18 protein-coding genes and 1 other annotated feature are annotated in these 19,222 nt (G+C 53.0%); of the genes, 16 read left to right on the plus strand and 2 right to left on the minus strand.

Features of this window, described 5'->3' with window-relative positions:
- Positions 1 to 8: 8 nt before the first annotated feature.
- Positions 9 to 275 carry a hypothetical protein gene (locus QMO62_RS23615; protein ID WP_284644733.1) on the minus strand — a complete coding sequence of 89 codons (267 nt, stop codon included), beginning with the start codon at positions 273 to 275 and terminating at the stop codon, positions 9 to 11.
- A 180-nt stretch (positions 276 to 455) separates the two neighbouring features.
- Between QMO62_RS23615 and QMO62_RS23620 the strand changes: the two genes are divergently transcribed.
- The 6 genes from QMO62_RS23620 (at position 456) to QMO62_RS23645 (ending at position 5,101) form a co-directional block, all read left to right on the plus strand.
- Positions 456 to 1,454: a cation diffusion facilitator family transporter gene (locus QMO62_RS23620; RefSeq protein WP_284644734.1), complete on the plus strand. Its 999-nt coding sequence runs from the start codon at positions 456 to 458 to the stop codon at positions 1,452 to 1,454.
- Between the two features lie 128 nt (positions 1,455 to 1,582).
- Complete coding sequence (locus QMO62_RS23625) at positions 1,583 to 2,437, plus strand: helix-turn-helix transcriptional regulator (protein WP_284644735.1); 855 nt, start codon at positions 1,583 to 1,585, stop codon at positions 2,435 to 2,437.
- Positions 2,427 to 2,867: a hypothetical protein gene (locus QMO62_RS23630; protein ID WP_284644736.1), complete on the plus strand. Its 441-nt coding sequence runs from the start codon at positions 2,427 to 2,429 to the stop codon at positions 2,865 to 2,867. The genes QMO62_RS23625 and QMO62_RS23630 overlap by 11 nt, the downstream gene beginning before the upstream one ends.
- A 344-nt stretch (positions 2,868 to 3,211) precedes the next feature.
- Entirely contained in the window at positions 3,212 to 3,715 is a 504-nt protein-coding gene (locus QMO62_RS23635; protein WP_284644737.1) for an ankyrin repeat domain-containing protein, read from the plus strand.
- 193 nt (positions 3,716 to 3,908) lie between these two features.
- Positions 3,909 to 4,637, plus strand: coding sequence for an HAD family hydrolase (locus tag QMO62_RS23640; RefSeq protein ID WP_284644738.1), 729 nt, complete (start codon positions 3,909 to 3,911; stop codon positions 4,635 to 4,637).
- A 17-nt stretch (positions 4,638 to 4,654) separates the two neighbouring features.
- Positions 4,655 to 5,101, plus strand: coding sequence for an NUDIX domain-containing protein (locus tag QMO62_RS23645; protein WP_284644739.1), 447 nt, complete (start codon positions 4,655 to 4,657; stop codon positions 5,099 to 5,101).
- Positions 5,102 to 5,151: 50 nt separating this feature from the next.
- Here QMO62_RS23645 and ileS read toward each other — a convergent pair whose 3' ends face one another.
- On the minus strand, positions 5,152 to 8,232 hold the full coding sequence (ileS, locus tag QMO62_RS23650) for an isoleucine--tRNA ligase (RefSeq protein ID WP_284644740.1): 3,081 nt from the start codon (positions 8,230 to 8,232) through the stop codon (positions 5,152 to 5,154).
- Positions 8,233 to 8,291: 59 nt separating this feature from the next.
- Positions 8,292 to 8,550 (minus strand) — a binding site (T-box leader).
- Between the two features lie 229 nt (positions 8,551 to 8,779).
- Between ileS and QMO62_RS23655 the strand changes: the two genes are divergently transcribed.
- From QMO62_RS23655 to QMO62_RS23700, 10 genes are all read left to right on the plus strand, one after another.
- A complete protein-coding gene (locus QMO62_RS23655) occupies positions 8,780 to 9,844 on the plus strand; it encodes a GntR family transcriptional regulator (protein ID WP_284644741.1) in 1,065 nt (354 codons plus the stop codon).
- A 97-nt stretch (positions 9,845 to 9,941) separates the two neighbouring features.
- Complete coding sequence (gene araD, locus QMO62_RS23660) at positions 9,942 to 10,637, plus strand: L-ribulose-5-phosphate 4-epimerase (protein WP_284644742.1); 696 nt, start codon at positions 9,942 to 9,944, stop codon at positions 10,635 to 10,637.
- Positions 10,638 to 10,661: 24 nt separating this feature from the next.
- Entirely contained in the window at positions 10,662 to 12,332 is a 1,671-nt protein-coding gene (locus QMO62_RS23665) for a ribulokinase (RefSeq protein WP_284644743.1), read from the plus strand.
- 28 nt (positions 12,333 to 12,360) lie between these two features.
- Complete coding sequence (araA, locus tag QMO62_RS23670) at positions 12,361 to 13,851, plus strand: L-arabinose isomerase (RefSeq protein WP_284644744.1); 1,491 nt, start codon at positions 12,361 to 12,363, stop codon at positions 13,849 to 13,851.
- Positions 13,852 to 14,546: 695 nt separating this feature from the next.
- Positions 14,547 to 15,545 (plus strand): ABC transporter ATP-binding protein, encoded by a 999-nt coding sequence (locus QMO62_RS23675; RefSeq protein ID WP_284644745.1) that lies wholly within the window; start codon positions 14,547 to 14,549, stop codon positions 15,543 to 15,545.
- Entirely contained in the window at positions 15,542 to 16,393 is an 852-nt protein-coding gene (locus tag QMO62_RS23680) for an ABC transporter permease (RefSeq protein ID WP_284644746.1), read from the plus strand. Before QMO62_RS23675 ends, QMO62_RS23680 begins: the two co-directional genes overlap by 4 nt.
- A 24-nt stretch (positions 16,394 to 16,417) precedes the next feature.
- Entirely contained in the window at positions 16,418 to 17,215 is a 798-nt protein-coding gene (locus tag QMO62_RS23685; RefSeq protein WP_284644747.1) for an ABC transporter permease, read from the plus strand.
- Positions 17,216 to 17,308: 93 nt separating this feature from the next.
- On the plus strand, positions 17,309 to 17,758 hold the full coding sequence (locus QMO62_RS23690) for an NUDIX hydrolase (protein WP_284644748.1): 450 nt from the start codon (positions 17,309 to 17,311) through the stop codon (positions 17,756 to 17,758).
- On the plus strand, positions 17,755 to 18,576 hold the full coding sequence (locus QMO62_RS23695) for a VanW family protein (protein WP_284644749.1): 822 nt from the start codon (positions 17,755 to 17,757) through the stop codon (positions 18,574 to 18,576). The genes QMO62_RS23690 and QMO62_RS23695 overlap by 4 nt, the downstream gene beginning before the upstream one ends.
- Positions 18,577 to 18,720: 144 nt before the next feature.
- Complete coding sequence (locus tag QMO62_RS23700) at positions 18,721 to 19,179, plus strand: chemotaxis protein CheX (RefSeq protein WP_284644750.1); 459 nt, start codon at positions 18,721 to 18,723, stop codon at positions 19,177 to 19,179.
- The last annotated feature ends 43 nt before the right edge of the window (positions 19,180 to 19,222 follow it).

A 19,222-nucleotide genomic window follows, 5' to 3' on the forward strand; every position in this document is an offset into this window, starting at 1 on the left:
GCTTCCTTTTACTTCTCGGAAGGCTTAAATCTTATAAACCAAGTACCCATATCGACTCTTACTACCTCCGATCCTTTCTCGGCATCTAGATTAACGTATTTAATAACTTTATATCCCAGGCCATAGTATTCTGCGGAACCGCCGTCTTTGTACATGACTACGGGAACTGAGAAGATAGGGGATTTATTTACTTTTGCAAGGGAAAAGTCCGTAATAAAAAATAGCAGCCAAATAACCAATGCTGTACCAATAATATACTTTGCTTTTTTTGGCAAAAGATGTTCCACCTCTTATGTAAGATGATTCTTGATTATACCAAGAGCTCGGATAGGTATCAAAAATAACGATGAAACTTCTTGCCTCCTTCACACGTATAATTTTCATATTGAGTTTAAATGCAAGGCATAATACATGAATGCTGAGCGAGTTATTTTACACAAAATTCAGGAGGAACAATGGACCCGGAACCCGAACGAGAAAATGTACTGCAATTGATCAAGAAAGGTAACAAATCTTCCGCGGTGGCCATGGTAGGAAATGCCGTTATCGCTGTTGCGAAAGGCATCGGAGCTGCTTTTAGCGGAAGCGGCGCCATGTTTGCGTCGGCCATGCATTCGCTGGCGGATAGCATCAACCAAGGCTTTGTATTCGTAGGAAGCGTGCTTGCCGAGAAAAAGCCGACCCGCAAATTCCCGACGGGCTTCGGTCGTGTGATTAACATCTTCTGTATGATTGCCGTCATTGTTGTTACCATTATGGCATACGAGACGATTCGCGAAGGCTGGCATTTACTGCAGCATCCGGCAGGCGGAGGCGGAGCTTTTTGGCTGAACGTATTCATCCTGCTGCTGAATCTTCTGATTGACGGTGCCATTCTGCTGAAGGCGATGAAGGAAATTGTTAAGGAAGCCCGGGTAGAGACTCAGGGATGGGGTTATATGGCAGCTTCCTTCAAGCATGTGGGACGAGCTGCGCCTCCGACCCGACTGGTTTTCTACGAGGATCTCGTAGCCGTAACGGGAGCATTACTGGCGATGGCTGCGGTATTGATTACATCACTAACCGCTGTGTACGCTGTTGACGGTGTCGTTACGATGCTGATCGGCTTTCTGATGGTGGGTGTCGCCTTCCGGGTGGGATACGACAATATGGTCGGCCTCATTGGGGTAGCTGCTCCCCGTGATATTGCCGACAAGGTGACAAGGATCATCCTGTCGGATAAAGACGTAACCGACATTAACAGCATTCGAATCACGCAAGAAGGACGTTACTATCACGTGGATGCGATGATCGAATTACGCAAAGGCTTGTCTTTAGCCGATGCCGACGATATCAAATTCCGCGTTCAAGATAGATTAATGGCGGATCCGGATATTACCGATGTGGTCTTAGGCATTATTGAAGATAACGGTGTAAGAGACTGGATTCCCGAGAAGCTGAATGAATTTGCGTAGAAACCAAGTCGGGAGCCGCTTCCATTAAGGGAGGCGGTTCCTTTTCGTTTTCCATATTGTGGCTGTCGAAGAGCTGTGGTAGTGTAATACATAACTATACAGCGCACTGCTGGCAAGGTGGTCATTCGGTGAACCTTTTACACGGTTATCGTCCTATACAGCCCCCCGGGTTGCAGAAGGAGCTGCAGCAGCCGGGCTACAGCTACCGCGAATATGCGCCAAGCGGGAAGCTGGCTCCCTTTGTCGCCTGTTACTGGAGTTTGGATGTTCATTCAGGCCATGGACATATGCTGCACCGAATCATTCCCGATGGTTGCGTGGATATTATCGTTAACCGCCGTTCATTTTCCTCGTCCAAGGCAGCCTTTATCACGGGACTGATGACCCGGTACGAGGTGATGAGTCTTTCCCGCGCGGAGTCCTTGTTCGGGGTCCGGCTTTATACGGAAACGGCCGATCGCATTTTGAAATGCCCGGTATCGGCGTTCTTGAGCCATCATGTATATTTGGAAGAGATCTGGGGAGCCGCTGGACTACGTATGGCGGAAGCATTGGTCACGGCGAAGGCTGTTTCCGATATGATTACGATAATGGAATCCCAACTGAAGCAGTTGTTGTCCCTTGCCGACCTTTCAACCGGTTCGTTGATTCAAGCGGGCATGAAATCGATGTATTTTTGTAAAGGGAACATGACTGGCTCGCTACTGGCGGAGAAGCTGGGTTATAGCGAACGGCATGTTAGAAGAGTTTTTGCGCAGGAGCTGGGTGTGAGCCCGAAGGAGATGCTCGGGATTGTCCGTTTTCAATGTATGCTGCAGGAGCTACATAGCGGCAACTATTCCAGCTTGACGGAGGCTGCTGTGAATTACGGCTACTATGATCAATCCCATTTTATTAAAAGCTTCAAAAGGTATTATGGCTTGCTGCCGAAGCAGCTTGCGAGTATGGAGCGGGTGCAACGGAGGAATGGGAATGGCACGTAAGCGCATGTTCCATCCGGCAGCCTGCCAATACTTTATATGCTTCGCTGTCATCTTACTTTTGCTCCTGGGAGCAACAGCAGGGTGCTCTTCCCAAAAGGAAGAGCAAGCTCGAATCAAAACCGTTGTGGACTTGTTTTTTTCCGCGCTGCAGCAAGAGAACCATAAGGAGGAAGCTACCGGCTTAACAGAGCGGGGAAGCACCGCTGAGGCTCTTCTTGCTAAGGAATCCCTCTATATCGGCAAGTTGATTCAACAGTCAACGGAGTTTCTGCAAATTCGTCATAACTATGCTGAAGTAGAAGTGAACATTCAATTTAACGATGGCTTTCGCTCGCTGGATCATGGCAACCGCGTCTCCAAAGAGGTCGTCATTCTAACACTGGTGAAGAAAAAGAACGAGTGGAAAATATCGAGAATCGAAAAGGGGTAAGAAATCGGTGGAGAAAGGGCTGCTGAGGTCATGCAAAGGATAAAGCTCATGTATAGACAGTTTTTGAAAGAGCCTTGGTGGTTTCAAACGGTTATCGCGGCCTCTTTGCTCTCTTCCGTTATTTTCAGCAGTTCCTTCTTTCACTATGACCCTCATTATCAGGGCTATGCTAAATTAGCTGCCGCTGTCTTTTTTTGCTCCTACGGGTGGAAGCTGCGAAGAAATCTGAAAATTTCCGGTATCTTTTTCGGCGCTGCGTTACTTTGCATTTATCTTGCTTGGAATAGCTTCAATTCAGCACTTCCTATCTAAGGCTACAAAAATGAACCGATGGAGGTTACCGAATGATCGTCGAGTTTTTCACAGCCGTTCGCAACGGTGAAACGGAAGTCATGAAAGCTCATCTGGACCAGAATCCTGCTCTTGCCAACACTGTCAATCCGGATGGGTTAGCACCGCTGGGGTTTGCCGCCCATTTCGGTCAAACCGATGCCGCCAGACTGCTGCTGCAATATGGAGCCGATGTGAATGCTTTGTCCCAGTCGAAGTTAAGCTATATCCCGTCCAACACCGCGTTACACGCAGCCATTGCGGGAGAAAGAAACATGGTGCTGCTGAAGCTGCTTCTGGCACACAACGCTTCGACCACGGTATTTGATAGCAACGGGCATACCTGTTTGCATTCTGCTGCATTTCATGACGATAACGTCGAGATGATCCGTCTGCTGCTTGATCATGGAGCGGATGTTCATGCTAGGCAAGAAGACGGTGTCACAGCATTAGCTCTGGCAGAGGAGAGAGGCAATCTGAATGCTGCGGCAGTATTGAGACAAGCATTGGGGGTATAGCAAACAAACGAGTCAAAATTAGTTCAACGCCCAAAGCGAATGAGCTTGCTTCCCCACACGATCATAAACAGGGATACGTTGATCCCGATAGAGAGTAAGTCCCAAAAAAGCGAGCCTGAAAGAAACATGACGGTAACCGCCCCTTTTTACTTGATGTATACTGAATTCATTATTATAAACAGGGAGTGTTTCAATGAAGGCGCCTTTGCCCAAAGCAATCCTGCTTGACATGGACGATACCATCATAGCTTACGATCAAGGTGTCGATACCGACATGTGCTGGAGAGCTTCCATCGATAAGCATCTGTCAATTAAAGAAGCATTCCATACGGACGAGCTGGTCTTGAAGATAAAACAAACGGCAAGTCAGTTCTGGAGCGATCCCGAAAGACACAGAATAGGAAGGCTTGACCTTTATAAAGCAAGACAAAGCATTATTGCTCAAGCTCTACAGCAATATAACATCGAAGATAGCTCCTTAGCGGGCCATATTGCGATTGCATATGGTGAAGAGAGGGATCGGGCCGTTACCCTATTTCCTGATTCCATTGAAGTCATTACCCACTTTCGAAGAAAAGGAATCAAGCTGGCGTTACTTACCAATGGAAACGCGGTGCCGCAGTGGAACAAAATCCGTCGTTTCGAGCTCGCTCCGCTGTTTGACTGTATTTTGGTTGAAGGCGAGTTCGGCATCGGGAAGCCGGAGGAACGCATATATTTACATGCGCTGGAGCGGTTAGGCGTTACGGCCGACGAAGCCTGGATGATCGGGGATAACTTTGAATGGGAGATTGCAGCACCTCAGCGTTTGGGTATCAAAGGGATATGGGTTGATCACAAAGGCGCCGGAATCCCTGCCCACGCCTCCGCTCAGCCGTATATGATCATCAAGTCCTTAGGTGACTTGCTTTCGGTGATGTAGTCGGGAGGGGGGGAAGTATGCTTCCATGGTACGAGACTCATGAGATTCAGGATGAATTCATTCAATTTGTTGTGCTGGTGACGGCATATCAAGGGAAATGGGTCATCATCAAGAATAAAAAACGAGGCGGCTGGGAGATTCCCGGAGGGAACAAGGAGAAAGGGGAAGCTTGCCTAGCGGCGGCTGCAAGGGAGCTCTACGAAGAAACAGGTGCCGTTCATTTTGAGCTGGAGCCGTTTGGCATTTACAAGTGGAATGGCAGCTATGGAATGGTTTATTTTGCTGAGATTTTCGGGTTGGAACGACTGCCCGACTTTGAAATCGAAGAGATGAAGCTGGTTGAGCAGTACCCGGAAGGACTCAACTTCGGAGAGATGTTCTATCTCTTTCTTGAGCAGTGGGAACGTTATGAACGGAAGCACAAGAACAAATATTCCTTCGACAGGAGACAACCCGCAACATGAGGCTGCCGTACCTAAGTACAGCAGCCTCGCTGCTTTTCTTGCGGAAATCGTTACTTTATGCTAATGCCTACTCGCTGATCCTCGATCGAAACGAATTCCATATCCGGCTCCGTTGTATAGGTGAGGCCGGATAGAAGCACGTTCTCACGTAACACGTGTTCAAACCGATCTATGGCTTTCCGCAACTGCGGGTCGACGGCAAGCGCAAGGTCAACCCGTTTCTCGATCGGCAGGTCCAGCTTCTTGCGGTAATCTTGTACGGCGCGGATGATTTCGCGGACCAACCCCTCTTGCTCCAGCTCCTCCGTGATGACGGTGTTCAGAGCAACGGTCATTTGGTAGCCGGCTGCCGAAGCGAAGCCTGCTTTGGCGTGCTTCTCTACGAGGAGCTCCTCCAGCGGAATCGTTAGGTTTTCCCCGTCAAGAGAGATTTGGACAGAACCGCGCTCGACGGCTTGCTTCGTTTCCTGGGACGTCAGCTCCTTTAGCCGGTTCTGAATGGCTCCGACGAGCTTGCCGTACTTTTTGCCGGCCACCTTCAAATTTAACTTGACCTTGAAGTCGACGAATTCGCTGTCGTTTGATTCGATTCGAATGGCCTTCACATTGATCTCGTCCTTTATGATGTCCTCGAACCCGCCCGCATCGAATTCATGCGGCAGCATCATAATGAGCTCGGATAACGGCTGACGCGTCTTGATTCCGGCTTCGTTACGGATGCTTCGTGCGAGCTCCACGATTTGCCTCACGGTTTCCATCTCAGCCTCAAGCCGCGGATCTATCGCAGCTTCGTCCACTTGAGGGAAGTCCGTCAAATGAACGCTGCCGGTTCCACCCAGGTTGCCGTACAGATCCTCTGCTAGGAACGGGGTATAGGGCGCCATCATGCGGGAAATCGTCAGCAGCACCTCCTCCAGAGTTTGATAGGCGGAGAGTTTATCCTCGGTCATTTCACTGCCCCAGAATCGGTCGCGCGATCGGCGGATGTACCAGTTGCTCAGCTCATCGATCAGTGTCTCCAGCTGCTTCGCGGGATTCAGGAAGTCGTACCCCTCAAGACCTTTCGTAACCAACTGCAGGGTGCGGTTCAGCCGCGACAGGATCCAGCGGTCCAATTCGTTCGAAGCCGCCCGCTTTGGATACTTATCCTTATCATATTGATCGATGGTCGCGTACAGCGTATAAAACGAATGGACATTCACCAGGGTGTCGATCACCTTCGACTTGGCTTCAGCGACGATTTGCTTCGAGAACCGCTTGCTGTTCCAAGGTGCGCTGTCGGACAGCAGTGCCCACCGGAAGGCATCCGTACCGTACTCCTCGATGATTTCCCAAGGGTCGATGACGTTGCCTTTGCTCTTGGACATTTTCTGTCCGCTCTCATCCAGCACATGTCCGGTGGAAAGGACGGCTTTGTACGGCGGCTTGCCGTTGTACAGCGTGGAAACGGCCAGGAGGCTGAAGAACCAGCCTCTTGTCTGGTCAATGCCTTCGCAAATCATGTCGGCGGGGTACTGCTCTTGAAACTGCTGCTTATCCCCGAACGGATAATGGTATTGAGCAAATGGCATCGAGCCGCTGTCAAACCAGACATCGATCACTTCCGAGGTTCTTTGCATGGTGCCTCCACAGGAACAGTGCAGATGAATTTCATCTACGTAAGGCTTATGCAGCTCCAGGTCAGCTGGCAGTGGCTTCACTGCCTTTTCCGACAGCTCCTTCACGCTGCCCGGCGCATACTCGGATCCGCAATCGCCGCATACCCACACGTTAAGCGGCGTACCCCAATATCGGTTTCGACTGATATTCCAGTCAACCAGCTCCTCCAGAAATTTACCGAAGCGTCCTTCCTGAAGATGGCCCGGATACCAATCAATGCTTCTGTTATTCTCGAGCAGCTGCTCCTTCACCGCAGTGGTTTTGATAAACCAGCTCTCCATTGCATAATAGAGCAGCGGAGATTTGCAGCGCCAGCAGAACGGATAGCTGTGCTCATATCGTTCCTTGGAGTACAGCAGACCGCGTTCGGATAAGCGTTTGACGATATCGAGGTCGCACTCCTTAACGAACCGTCCGGCGTAATCGGCAATCTGTTCGGTGTAACGTCCGGCCGGAGTAACGACATTCACAAAATCTAGCTCGTGCTGCCGGGCGGTGCGGTAATCATCCTCGCCATGAGCGGGCGCAATATGAACGATCCCGGTGCCGCTCGTATCGCTGACATAGCCGGCATCCACAACGATATGCCCCTTGTTCGCCTGAATATAACCGAAGGGCGGCTCGTAGGAAGCGCCCACGAATTCGGAGCCCTTGTGCCGGGACAAAATTTCGTAGTCATTCTTCATGACCTTCTCAGCCAGCTTTTCCGCGACAATGTATACTTCACCCTGCTGTTTAACCTTCACGTAGTCGATGTCCTTATGGACGGCCAAGGCGATATTGGCGGGAAGCGTCCAAGGGGTTGTCGTCCAGGCAAGGAAGGTTTCGCGGCCGCGCTTGCTGCGAAACTTAACGGTGGCGCTCAAATCCTTGACGTCTTCATAGCCCTGCGCTACCTCGTGCGAGCTGAGAGTGGTCTGGCAATCCGGACAATACGGACTGACCCGATGCCCCCGGTACAGCAAGCCCTTGCTATGGATCACGGACAAAACGTGCCACACGCTCTCGATGTACTCGTTCGTCAGCGTGATGTAAGGGTGGTCCATGTCCGTCCAGTAGGCGATCGCCTCCGTCAGCTCGCGCCATTGTTTTTCATATTCGAACACGCTGTGTTTGCATTTCTCAACGAATTCCGCAATCCCGTACGCCTCGATCTCCTGCTTCCCGGAGATGCCAAGCTGCTTCTCGACGCCGAGCTCGACAGGAAGGCCGTGGGTGTCCCATCCCGCCTTGCGAACGACGCGGTAACCGGACATCGTTTTATACCGGCAGATGAAATCTTTAATCACCCGTCCGAGCACATGCCCGATATGCGGCTTTCCGTTGGCCGTCGGAGGCCCCTCATAGAAAACGAAGTTCGGCTTCCCCTCCCGGTTATCAATCGATCTGCGGAACGTATCCTGCCGCTTCCACTGCTCGAGAACGCGCAGCTCGCGTGTTCTTGCTTTTTCCTTCGAATCCACCTTCCTCATGTGTCCCATCCCTCTCTTTTAGAAGCATGATTTGCGGAAAAACAAAAAAATCCCGCCCCGTAAGGGACGAGATTTACTTCTCGCGATACCACCCTTGTTCCGTAAGGAATCATGAAAACATGAGCTTACGACACTCTGCTACGTACCAACATACGCGTCCATTGTAACGGCAGGATCCCGGGTCGGCTTACTTCGAACGCTTCAGCCTTCCTTCTCGGAGAGGATTTTCCGCTAAGTCTTGAACGTTGGCTTTCAGCACATGGCCAACTCTCTGGGGGACAAGGGGTTCAGCGTACTCTTTCTCGTCAATGAATTTAAATACAGGGTATTTAATTATCATCAGTTTTACATCAGTTTCAAGATATTGTCAACCCCAATGATCCTGGAATGAGGGTTCTGGGCTTTTTTTGCGTTAGATGAAAGGCTGTGCAGAAATATGTACATACAACTTGGAAGGGTGGTATAATAATGACAATACAAATTCGCGTAAGTTCAAGAGAGGCTATGAGGTGAGCGGGTGTCCGATCAAAGACAACTTCCTAAATACATGCAATTAAAGCAAGAAATTATGAGCTGGTTTCATACGGGTCAGCTGAAGACCGGCGATCAGATGCCTACCGAGCTCGAGATTGCGGAACGATTCGGCGTAAGCCGGCAAACCGTACGTCAAACGTTCGGCGAATTGGAGCGCGAGGGCTGGCTGCAGCGCGTTCAGGGGAAGGGCACCTTCGTGTCGGTACCGTTGAACCGCCAGACGCAGGAGGTACAAACCGTCGGGATCATTACGACTTATATTTCGGATTACATCTTTCCCCATATCGTTCGGGGAGCGGAGGCGGCGCTGCGGGCACGCGGTTACCGAATGCTGCTCTCCAGTACGGATAACGATAAGGCCAAGGAGCTCGACAGCCTGCAAATGATGATGAGCCAGCCGCTGAGCGGCCTGATTATCGAGCCGACGCGCAGTGCGGAAGGGAACCCGAACCTGGCCCATTATTTGTCGCTGGATTATCACGGCATCCCGTATCTGATGATCAACGAGCGCTATGCAGAGATGGACTGTCCCTGCGTAAAGGTTGATGACGAATGGGGCGGATACTTGGCGGCGGAGCATCTTCTGCGGCTCGGCCACCGAAGAATCGCCGGGTTCTTCAAGTCGGACGACCTTCAGGGAGTAGGGCGGCTGAAGGGCTTCATCCGGGCGCACCGGGAGCTGCAGGTACCCCTGTCTCCGGAGCTTGTGGTTCATTACAAGACGGAGGAAAAGGGCACCAAGCCGTATGAAGCTGCTTTGGGGATGCTGGGTGCGGCTTCGGAACGGCCGACGGCCTTCGTCTGCTACAACGATGAGCTTGCCGTACTGCTGCTGGAGGCGATCCGGCAGGCCGGACTCAGCGTCCCGCAGGACGTATCGGTGGTTGGCTTCGACGATTCCCCGCTGGCGACGGCGACGGAGGTGAAGCTGACGACGCTGACGCATCCGAAGGAGGAGCTCGGCACGGCGTCGGCGGAGTGGATTATAGCCATGATTGAGAAGCGGCAGGTGAGCCGCTCGGACAATAAGGTATTTAAACCGGAGCTTATTGTACGCGAATCGACCCGGGAGCTGTGAATCTCGCTAGAAGGGAAAAAATGTATAGCTAATTTGTACGTACAAATGTATAATAAGGGATAGAAAGCGAGACGTTTGCGGAAAGGATGAAGTCAAGTTGTTAGAACAACTGAAGCAGGAAGTACTGGAAGCAAACCTGGATTTGCCAAGGTACGGATTGGTTACGTTTACATGGGGGAATGTCAGCGGTATCGACATAGACAGCGGCCTTGTCGTGATTAAGCCGAGCGGGGTTCCTTATGAAGAGCTGAAGCAAGAGGACCTGGTGGTGCTGAATCTTCAAGGCGAGGTCGTGGAAGGGAAGCTGAGACCTTCCTCCGACACGCCGACGCATTTAGCACTTTACCGGGCCTTCCCCGGGATCGGCGGCATTGTTCATACCCATTCGCCGTGGGCGACGAGCTGGGCACAGGCAGGTCGCGGCATTCCGGCGTTAGGGACGACGCATGCGGATTATTTTTACGGAGAAATCCCATGTACCCGCCTGATGACGGAGGAGGAAATTCGCGGAGCCTACGAGCTCGAAACCGGCCATGTCATTATTGAGACGTTCGAGAAGCGAGGACTGAATCCGGTGCAGGTTCCAGGCGTGCTGGTGAACTGCCATGCGCCGTTCAGCTGGGGTAAGAACGCTCACGATGCCGTCCATAACGCCGTGGTGCTCGAGGAAGTGGCGAAGATCGGACTTCACACGCTGCAGCTCAATCCTTCGATCGGAGCGATGGACCAGACGCTGCTGGACCGTCATTTTCTGAGGAAGCATGGGGCGAACGCGTATTACGGCCAGAAGTAATCTTATTGGGGAGGTTAAAGGCTCATGGGGAAGAAGTATGCAATCGGTGTGGACTACGGTACGGAATCGGGGCGTGCGGTGCTGGTGGATTTGACCGACGGCACGGAGGTAGCCGATCATGTGACGCCATATCCACACGGGGTGATCGACGAGCGGCTGCCGGAATCGGGCATGAAGCTGGAGCATGATTGGGCGCTGCAGCATCCTGCGGATTATATCGAGGTGCTGAGACGATCGGTGCCGGCCGTGCTGGAAGCTTCAGGCGTGAACCCGGACGACGTGATCGGGTTGGGAATTGATTTTACGGCGTGTACAATGCTTCCGATCGATGAGAACGGGGAGCCGCTTTGCCTGCAGGCGGAGTGGAAGGACAATCCTCACAGCTGGGTGAAGCTGTGGAAGCATCATGCGGCTCAGGATGAAGCGAACCTGATCAACGATATTGCCGAGGCTCGCGGGGAAGAGTTCCTGCCTCGATACGGCGGAAAAATTTCGTCCGAGTGGATGATGGCGAAGGCATGGCAAATTCTGAATGAGGCTCCTGAGGTATATGCCCGTGCGGATCAGTTCCTCGAGGCGACGGATTGGGTCGTTTCACGGATGACGGGGAACATTGTCCGCAACAGCTGTACGGCCGGGTATAAGGCGATCTGGCATAAGCAGAACGGCTACCCGGGCAAGGATTTCTTCCGTGCGCTCGATCCCCGGCTGGAGAATTTGACGGAGACGAAGCTCCGGGGCGAAGTGCTGCCGCTTGGCTCCAAGGCGGGCGAGCTGACGGAAGAGATGGCTGCAATCATGGGGCTGAAGCCGGGCACGGCAGTGGCGGTCGGCAACGTGGATGCCCATGCGGCGGTTCCAGCCGTTGGTGTGGTCGAGCCGGGGAAGCTGGTTATGGCCATGGGCACGTCGATCTGCCATATGCTGCTCGGCCCCGAGGAAAAGCGGGTTGAAGGAATGTGCGGCGTTGTTGAGGACGGCATCATCCCGGGCTACCTCGGCTATGAGGCGGGGCAGTCGGCGGTCGGCGATATTTTTGCATGGTATGTGGATGAAGCGGTGCCTGCCTACGTGAAGGAAGCGGCGGAGCGCGAAGGCTTGAACGTCCATGAATGGCTGGAGCAGCGAGCGGCGGCGTATAAACCGGGCCAGTCGGGCCTGCTGGCACTGGACTGGTGGAACGGGAACCGTTCCGTGTTAGTGGACGCCGACCTGACGGGCCTTTTGATCGGCTGTACGCTGCTTACGAAGCCGGAGGAGATTTACCGCGCTTTGCTGGAGGCCACGGCCTTCGGTACGCGCAAAATCGTAGACGCCTTCCACGAGAACGGCGTCGAGGTGCACGAGCTGTACGCTTGCGGAGGACTTCCGCAGAAGAACAAGCTGCTGATGCAGATCTACGCCGACGTGACGAACCGGGAGATCAAGGTAGCCGCTTCCAAGCAGACGCCTGCGCTTGGCGCGGCGATGTTCGGTGCTGTAGCGGCGGGAGCGGAGAAGGGCGGCTACGATTCGATCGTGGAAGCGGCGAGGAAGATGGCTCGCGTAAAGGACGAAACGTTCAAGCCGATTCCGGAAAACGTGGAAGTATACGAGAAGCTGTACCAAGAATACAACCGGCTGCATGATTATTTCGGCCGCGGCGGGAACGATGTGATGAAGCGGCTCAAGTCGATTAAAGAAGCGGCATTATAGGATCATATATTCCAGGGAGGTTATGGAAATGTTGACTAGCAAGCCTTATGTATTCTGGTTTGTCACCGGCAGCCAGCACTTGTACGGACCGGAAACGCTGAAGGAAGTAGAAGCGAACTCTCGTGTCATCACTGAAGGACTGGATCGTGATTCGGCGATTTCCCATCCTATTGTGTTCAAGGAAGTACTGACGACGCCCGAGGACATTCGCCGCCTGTGCATCGAAGCGAATGCGGATGCCGAATGTGCCGGAATCATCACGTGGATGCACACCTTTTCTCCCGCCAAAATGTGGATCGCCGGCCTGTCCGAGCTGCGCAAGCCGCTGCTGCACCTCCACACGCAGTGCAATCGCGATATTCCATGGGACAGCATCGACATGGATTTCATGAACACGAATCAAGCGGCTCACGGGGATCGCGAGTATGGTCACATCGGCGCTCGCATGGGCATTGCCCGCAAGGTGGTCGTCGGTTATTGGGAGGATCCGGTCGTGCGTGTGCGGATCGGCGGCTGGATTCGGACGGCCGTGGCGCTGAATGAGAGCAGGGTCTTGAAGGTGGCGCGATTCGGAGACAATATGCGTCAAGTAGCGGTAACCGAAGGGGATAAGGTCGAAGCGCAAATCAAGTTCGGCTGGTCTGTAAACGGCTACGGGATCGGCGACTTGGTTGCGCGGATGCGGGATGTGAGCGATGCCGAGGTAACGCAGCTGTTCAAGGAATACGAGGAGCTGTATGTTCTGTCGCCGGAAGCGCGTGCGGAAGGCGCGGTGAAGGCTGCCATTCTGGAGCAGGCGCGCATTGAGCTCGGACTGCGATCGTTCCTTGAGGAAGGCGGCTTCGGCGCCTTCACGACGACGTTCGAGGACCTGCACGGCATGAAGCAGCTGCCGGGTCTAGCGGTTCAGCGCCTGATGGCGGACGGCTACGGCTTCGGGGGCGAGGGCGACTGGAAAACGTCGGCGCTTACCCGCCTGATGAAAATCATCGCCGGCAACGAAGGTACGTCCTTTATGGAGGACTATACTTATCATTTTGAGCCGGGCAATGAGCTCGTGCTTGGCGCCCATATGCTGGAGATTTGCCCGACCATTGCGGCGGATCAGCCGCGCATTGAGGTGCATCCGCTGGGCATCGGCGGCAAATCGGATCCGGCCCGCTTGATCTTCAACGGCCGCGACGGCGCTGCGCTGAATGCTTCTCTCATTGACATGGGCAGCCGTTTCCGGTTGCTGATCAATGAGGTGGATGCGGTGAAGCCGGAGCGCGACATGCCGAAGCTTCCGGTAGCCCGCGTGCTCTGGAAGCCGCAGCCCTCGCTGCAGGAGTCGGCTGAGGCGTGGATCCATGCAGGCGGGGCGCACCACACCGTGTTCTCCTACAAGGTCACGACGGAGCAGCTTCGCGACTGGGCTGAGCTGACGGGCATCGAGTGTTTGGTGATTAACAAGAACACTTCGTTGGACACGTTCCGCAATGAGCTTCGCTGGAACGATTTGTATTATCGGATGCGTTAGAAGGGCTGGGAACCGTGGGCACGTTGATCGTGCTGCGGTTCCTTTTTTTGAGGGCAACGGCAGATTCGCGATTACAGCGTGAGAATACCACCCATACATCAGCATTGGAGGCCTGTAATGGCAAATTTCACATTAAAGGCGGAACAATCGGCGGGATGTACCGGGTTAATGGCAAATTCGCGATTACAGCGCGAGAATACCACCCATACATCAGCATTGGAGGCCTGTAATGGCAAATTTCACATTACAGGCGGAACAATTGGCGAAATGCACCGAGCTAATGGCAAATTCGCGATTACAGCTGCAGCCGCTTCATGACCTTAACTTTTCATGGCGCTAACGATTCACTACACAAATATTCCCGATCGTACCTGTCATACAACCGCTAGTACATGCGCAAACTTGCTTTCCTGAACGAAGGGGATAAGCCCTGAAGGCCGCGGCAACCCCTAATACAAGCTCAATAAAATTCTCACTTGTCATGTGAGTTTGCCTCATGCTATAGTAGCAAGAATAATGTGGAAGGACTTCTAGGGATCCGGGCTCGGCCGAACCAAGCGAAGTCAAGCGCGGGCAATACCGTGCTACACCGTAGGTATAAAAGACCTCGGGCAAGTTCCGCCGTCACCGGTGGACGCTCGAAGGTCTTTTTTGCTTTACCTTGGTAAAATCAAACAAAAATGGAGGGGATTGACTTGGCAGCGGTCATTGAAGTAGACCAATTAACCAAAGCTTATCGCGTCAAAAAGAAAAAGCAGGGCTTCCTCGGAAGCCTGACCTCGCTCGTTCGACCGGAGGAGTACGAGAAGGTCGCTCTAGAATCCATCAGCTTCCAGGTCAAGCCGAAGGAGCGGGTTGCCTTCATCGGACCGAACGGGGCCGGCAAATCCACTACGATCAAAATCCTTAGCGGTATCCTGCACCCTTCAAACGGCCAAGGCCATGTGCTCGGCTACTGTCCCTGGAAGGATCGGCACAAGCTGGCCTATCACATCGGTACGGTGTTCGGGCAAAAATCGCAGCTCTGGTACCACCTGCCCGCCATCGATACCTTCGAGCTCATGAGCCGAATCTACGAAATCGACCGGGCCGATTTCCGCACCCGCCGCGACCAGCTGATCGAGCGGTTCGAGCTGCAGCCGTATCTGCAGACGCCTGTCCGAAAGCTCTCGCTCGGGGAACGCATGCGCTGCGAGATTGCGGCCGCAATGCTTCACCGCCCGAAGGTGCTTTTCCTCGATGAACCGACGATCGGACTCGACGTCAATGCTAAGCAGATGATCCGCGAGCTTATTCTTGAGTTGAACGAGCAGGAGGGCACGATTGTTTTTCTTACCTCACACGATATGGGGGACATCGAGCAGCTGTGCGACCGGGCGATGATCATCAATCACGGCAGCATCGTTCTCGACGAGAAGGTATCGAGCCTCAAGCGATATTTGCAGCACAAAACGATCCGGCTTACGTTTCAGGATAAAGGGAGCTCCGCCGACCTGTTCGATCTGCCGGGAGTAGCCGTCCTTTCCAAAGGGACGCAGACGGAGCTTCGAATCAACACGCAGGTGATTTCCATTGAGAATGTGCTCGGCTATATCGTTCAAAGGCACCGGATCTCGGATATTACGATTCAAGACCCTCCGCTGGAGGAAGTCATCGCACAAGTATACGCCGGTAAGGAGGCGCGGCAGCCATGAGCATGAACACGAATCCGAGGGCAGCCGCATACAGCTCGATCCGCAGGGCGCTTCTGCCCAAATGGCTCAAATATCAGGCCGTCGGCCGGATTTCTCTGAGCAATCAGCTGGCGTATGTAGCGGACTTTTTTGTTAGATCCATCTTCCTGACCGTCATCATGTACATCTTTATGCAGCTATGGACCACGACCTATCAAGGAGAAGGCACTCCTACGATCGCCGGGTACACCATTCAGCAGATCATCTGGTACATTCTGTTCGCCGAGGCGTTGACGATGGCCTTCCCCAGCCTGTCCACCCGAATCGAAGAGGAGGTCAAAAGCGGTGACGTCGGTTACAAGCTGACACGGCCGCTTCACTACATTGGCTATCACTATGCCGCCTATTTAGCGGAAGTGTACATCAGGCTGGGCGTGAACCTTCTGATGGGGTGTCTGATCGGTACGGCTCTTGTCGGTTTCCCGTCCTTCGGGTTGGGCTGGGCGGGCTTTCTGCTCATGAGCTTCGGGGCGGTTACGGTGCATTTTACACTGAGCATGACGCTTGCGCTCTGTGCCTTCTGGGTGGAGGAAACGAGAGGACTCGAGTTCGTATATCATAAGCTGCTCTTCACGATCGGGGGCATGCTGATGCCCTTGGAGCTGTTTCCGGAGACGCTGCAGACGATCTGCCGATGGCTCCCTTTTCAAACCATCATGTACTTTCCGTCCAAAACGGCGGTTCGCTACGAGGATGTAAATCTTCTTCCCATGCTGCTCACGCAGGCGGCCTGGATTGTGATACTAGGCATAGTCGTTCTAAGCGTTTACCGGCTCGGCGTTAGAAAACTCAACGTTAACGGGGGATAGAAAAATGGCAGGAGGTTGCATATAATGGTACAACGATGGCTTGCGCTTGCCCGCTTTGTTTTCACCTGTTGGAAGCTCAATTTGGCCGGTGCGATGGAATTCCGGCTGAGCTTTCTGATGACGGCGGGCATGATGGTGGTCAATAATACGGTTTGGATCGTCTTCTGGGGCATTTATTTCTCGCGGTTCAAGGTGGTGAACGGTTGGGAATTCCAGGATGTGATGATGATGTGGGCGGTCAGCAGCGGAGGCTTCGGTCTAGCCGCTACATTATTCGGCAATACTTTTCGTATAGCGACGCTGGTGGCCGGGGGCCAGCTCGATATTTATTTGGCTCAGCCGAAGCCGGTGCTCCTGCATGTGCTGATCAGCAGGATGTCGGTGTCCGCGATCGGCGACATATTGTTTGCGGTGACGCTATTCGTCATGTTCGGCGATACCTCGTGGCTCGGCGTACTTAAGTTTGTGCTCGCCATGCTGATTGCCATGATGATCTTCATTTTCTTCATGGTAGGGGTGCACTCGCTCGCTTTCTTCATCGGCAATGCGGAGGGGCTGGCACATCAATTGTTCAATGCCATTCTGGCGTTCTCCACGTATCCGACAGGCATTTTCAGAGGGTGGGGGAAGCTGATGCTCTTCACGGTCATTCCGGCAGGCTTCATCAGCTACATGCCGATCGGCCTGTTGAGGTCGGTGGAGCCGCTCTTTCTGGGGCAGGCGCTTGGCGTCACGGCGCTATTGAGCTTGTTCGGTTTCGGGCTTTTTCATTTGGGGTTAAAAAGATACAGCTCCGGCAACATGATAAGCATGCGGATGTAACAAACTGGAATCAGATGACGTCTAATCGTAGGAAGGAACGGCAACCGTTCTCCGGCATAAGGGCGTACATTTCAATCGAGAAGAGGAAACGGGATGCAGAAACATTGGTTTGCACTGCATGGCGCTGTGTATATTTTATTCATTCAGGACGGCAAGCTCCTGATGCTTCGACGCACGAACACGAATTATGAGGATGGGAAAATGAGCCTTGTCGCAGGCAAGCTGGACGGCGGAGAGGAGGTCAAGGCCGCCGCCGCCCGGGAAGCCTGGGAGGAGAGCGGTGTGAAGGTGGATCCCGCGGATCTCGACGTGGTCGGTGTTATGCACCGGGCGTCGGATTCAGGGGAGTGGATGGATTTTTTCCTGAAAGCGAACCGCTGGGAAGGGGAGTTCTCCAACAAGGAGCCGCATAAATGCTCCGAGCTTGCCTGGCATCCGCTCGATGACCTGCCTGAGGACACCATCGCTCACGTGCGCAAGGCGGTGTATAATTACAGGAACGGCATATTTTACGATGGATATGGGTGGGATGGAACCAAGTGATTAAGCCGAATTTCATACCGAAGCCGATCGATAGGTCACCTCTGAGAACTGCGTTAGGGGTGACTTATTTTCGTTTGCGCAGGCGTCTGCAGTGGATGACGGGAGGACAGCGTTTCGCCGTGAAGCGGCAAGCCGAGCCGTTGCCTTACCGGATTGCATCTCATCGGACACCGCTGCTTCGGCAGCTGAAGGACGTGGATATGTGGCTGCAGCATAATAAAGTAACGAACCTGAGGATTGCTTCGGCACGGGTGGACGGAGTGATTTTGAAGCCGGGAGAGACGTTCTCTTATTGGAAGCTGATCGGCAAGCCAACGCGCAGGGATGGTTATGTGGACGGGATGATTTTACACAAAGGGACCGTTCGTACGGGTGTGGGGGGCGGACTGTGCCAGCTGTCCAATTTGATCTACTGGCTGACGCTGCATACGCCGCTAACAGTGACCGAGCGGTACCGGCACGGCTATGATGTGTTTCCGGATGCTGGCCGGACGCAGCCGTTCGGCTCGGGGGCGACGTGCTTTTATAACTATCTGGATCTGCAAATTCGCAACGATACCGAAGAGGACTACCAGCTTCGGGTGTATACGAGTGAGACGGACCTGATCGGGGAATGGCGAGCTGTCCGTCCGGCTAGGTACCGTTATGAGGTTGTAGAAACGAAGCACTGGATTACCCAGGAGCTTTGGGGCGGTTATGTGCGTCATAATACCCTTTCCCGGCGGCGTTATGATGCAGAAGGACGATATCAGGAGGAGGAATTTGTAGCGGAAAATCATGCCATCATGATGTATGAGCCCTGTTTGCCGCAAGGATAATCACACCTCTACCTCCAATTTCCAACAATTTTATGAAGGCGGCGGGAGTAAAGTTATATACTTGTTCGACATTATTGGGTATAATGAAGGAACGATATAGTCCTAAGGGTGCGGGCATCTTGTCGAAAAGGAGATACATCAGCTATGAAGGCAGAGTATATTAATCCGTTTCTTGAATCTGCTAGAATCGTCATCGAGCAAGTCGCTAATGTTCGGCCTACTACGGGTCAACTGGGTGTTAAAGATGTTATTTTTATTGAAAAATACATATGGATTCAGATCGGCATGACCGGTCAAATGCAAGGAGATATCGTATTCGGCCTTCATGAGGAAGCGGCCATTAAGATGGTGTCCGCTATGATGGGCGGTTATCCGGTTACCGAGATCGACGATATGTCCAAGAGCGCGATTTCGGAGCTTGGGAATATGATTAGCGGCAATGCAAGCACGATGCTGTTCAACCAGGGTGTGCATGTAGATATTACGCCTCCAAAGCTGCTGCACTCCTCCGATTCGGGCGGCGTCAACGCGAAGAAGGCGCTCACGATTCCGCTCTTTATGGAAGGAATCGGCGAACTGGATATTCAAGTGTTGATTGCTTAAGAGAATATCGTTTATGCTAAGTGGAAGTCATTCCTCGGCGGTT

It is taken from the genome of Paenibacillus silviterrae (assembly GCF_030167925.1).
Classification (GTDB): Bacteria; Bacillota; Bacilli; order Paenibacillales; family NBRC-103111; genus Paenibacillus_G; species Paenibacillus_G silviterrae.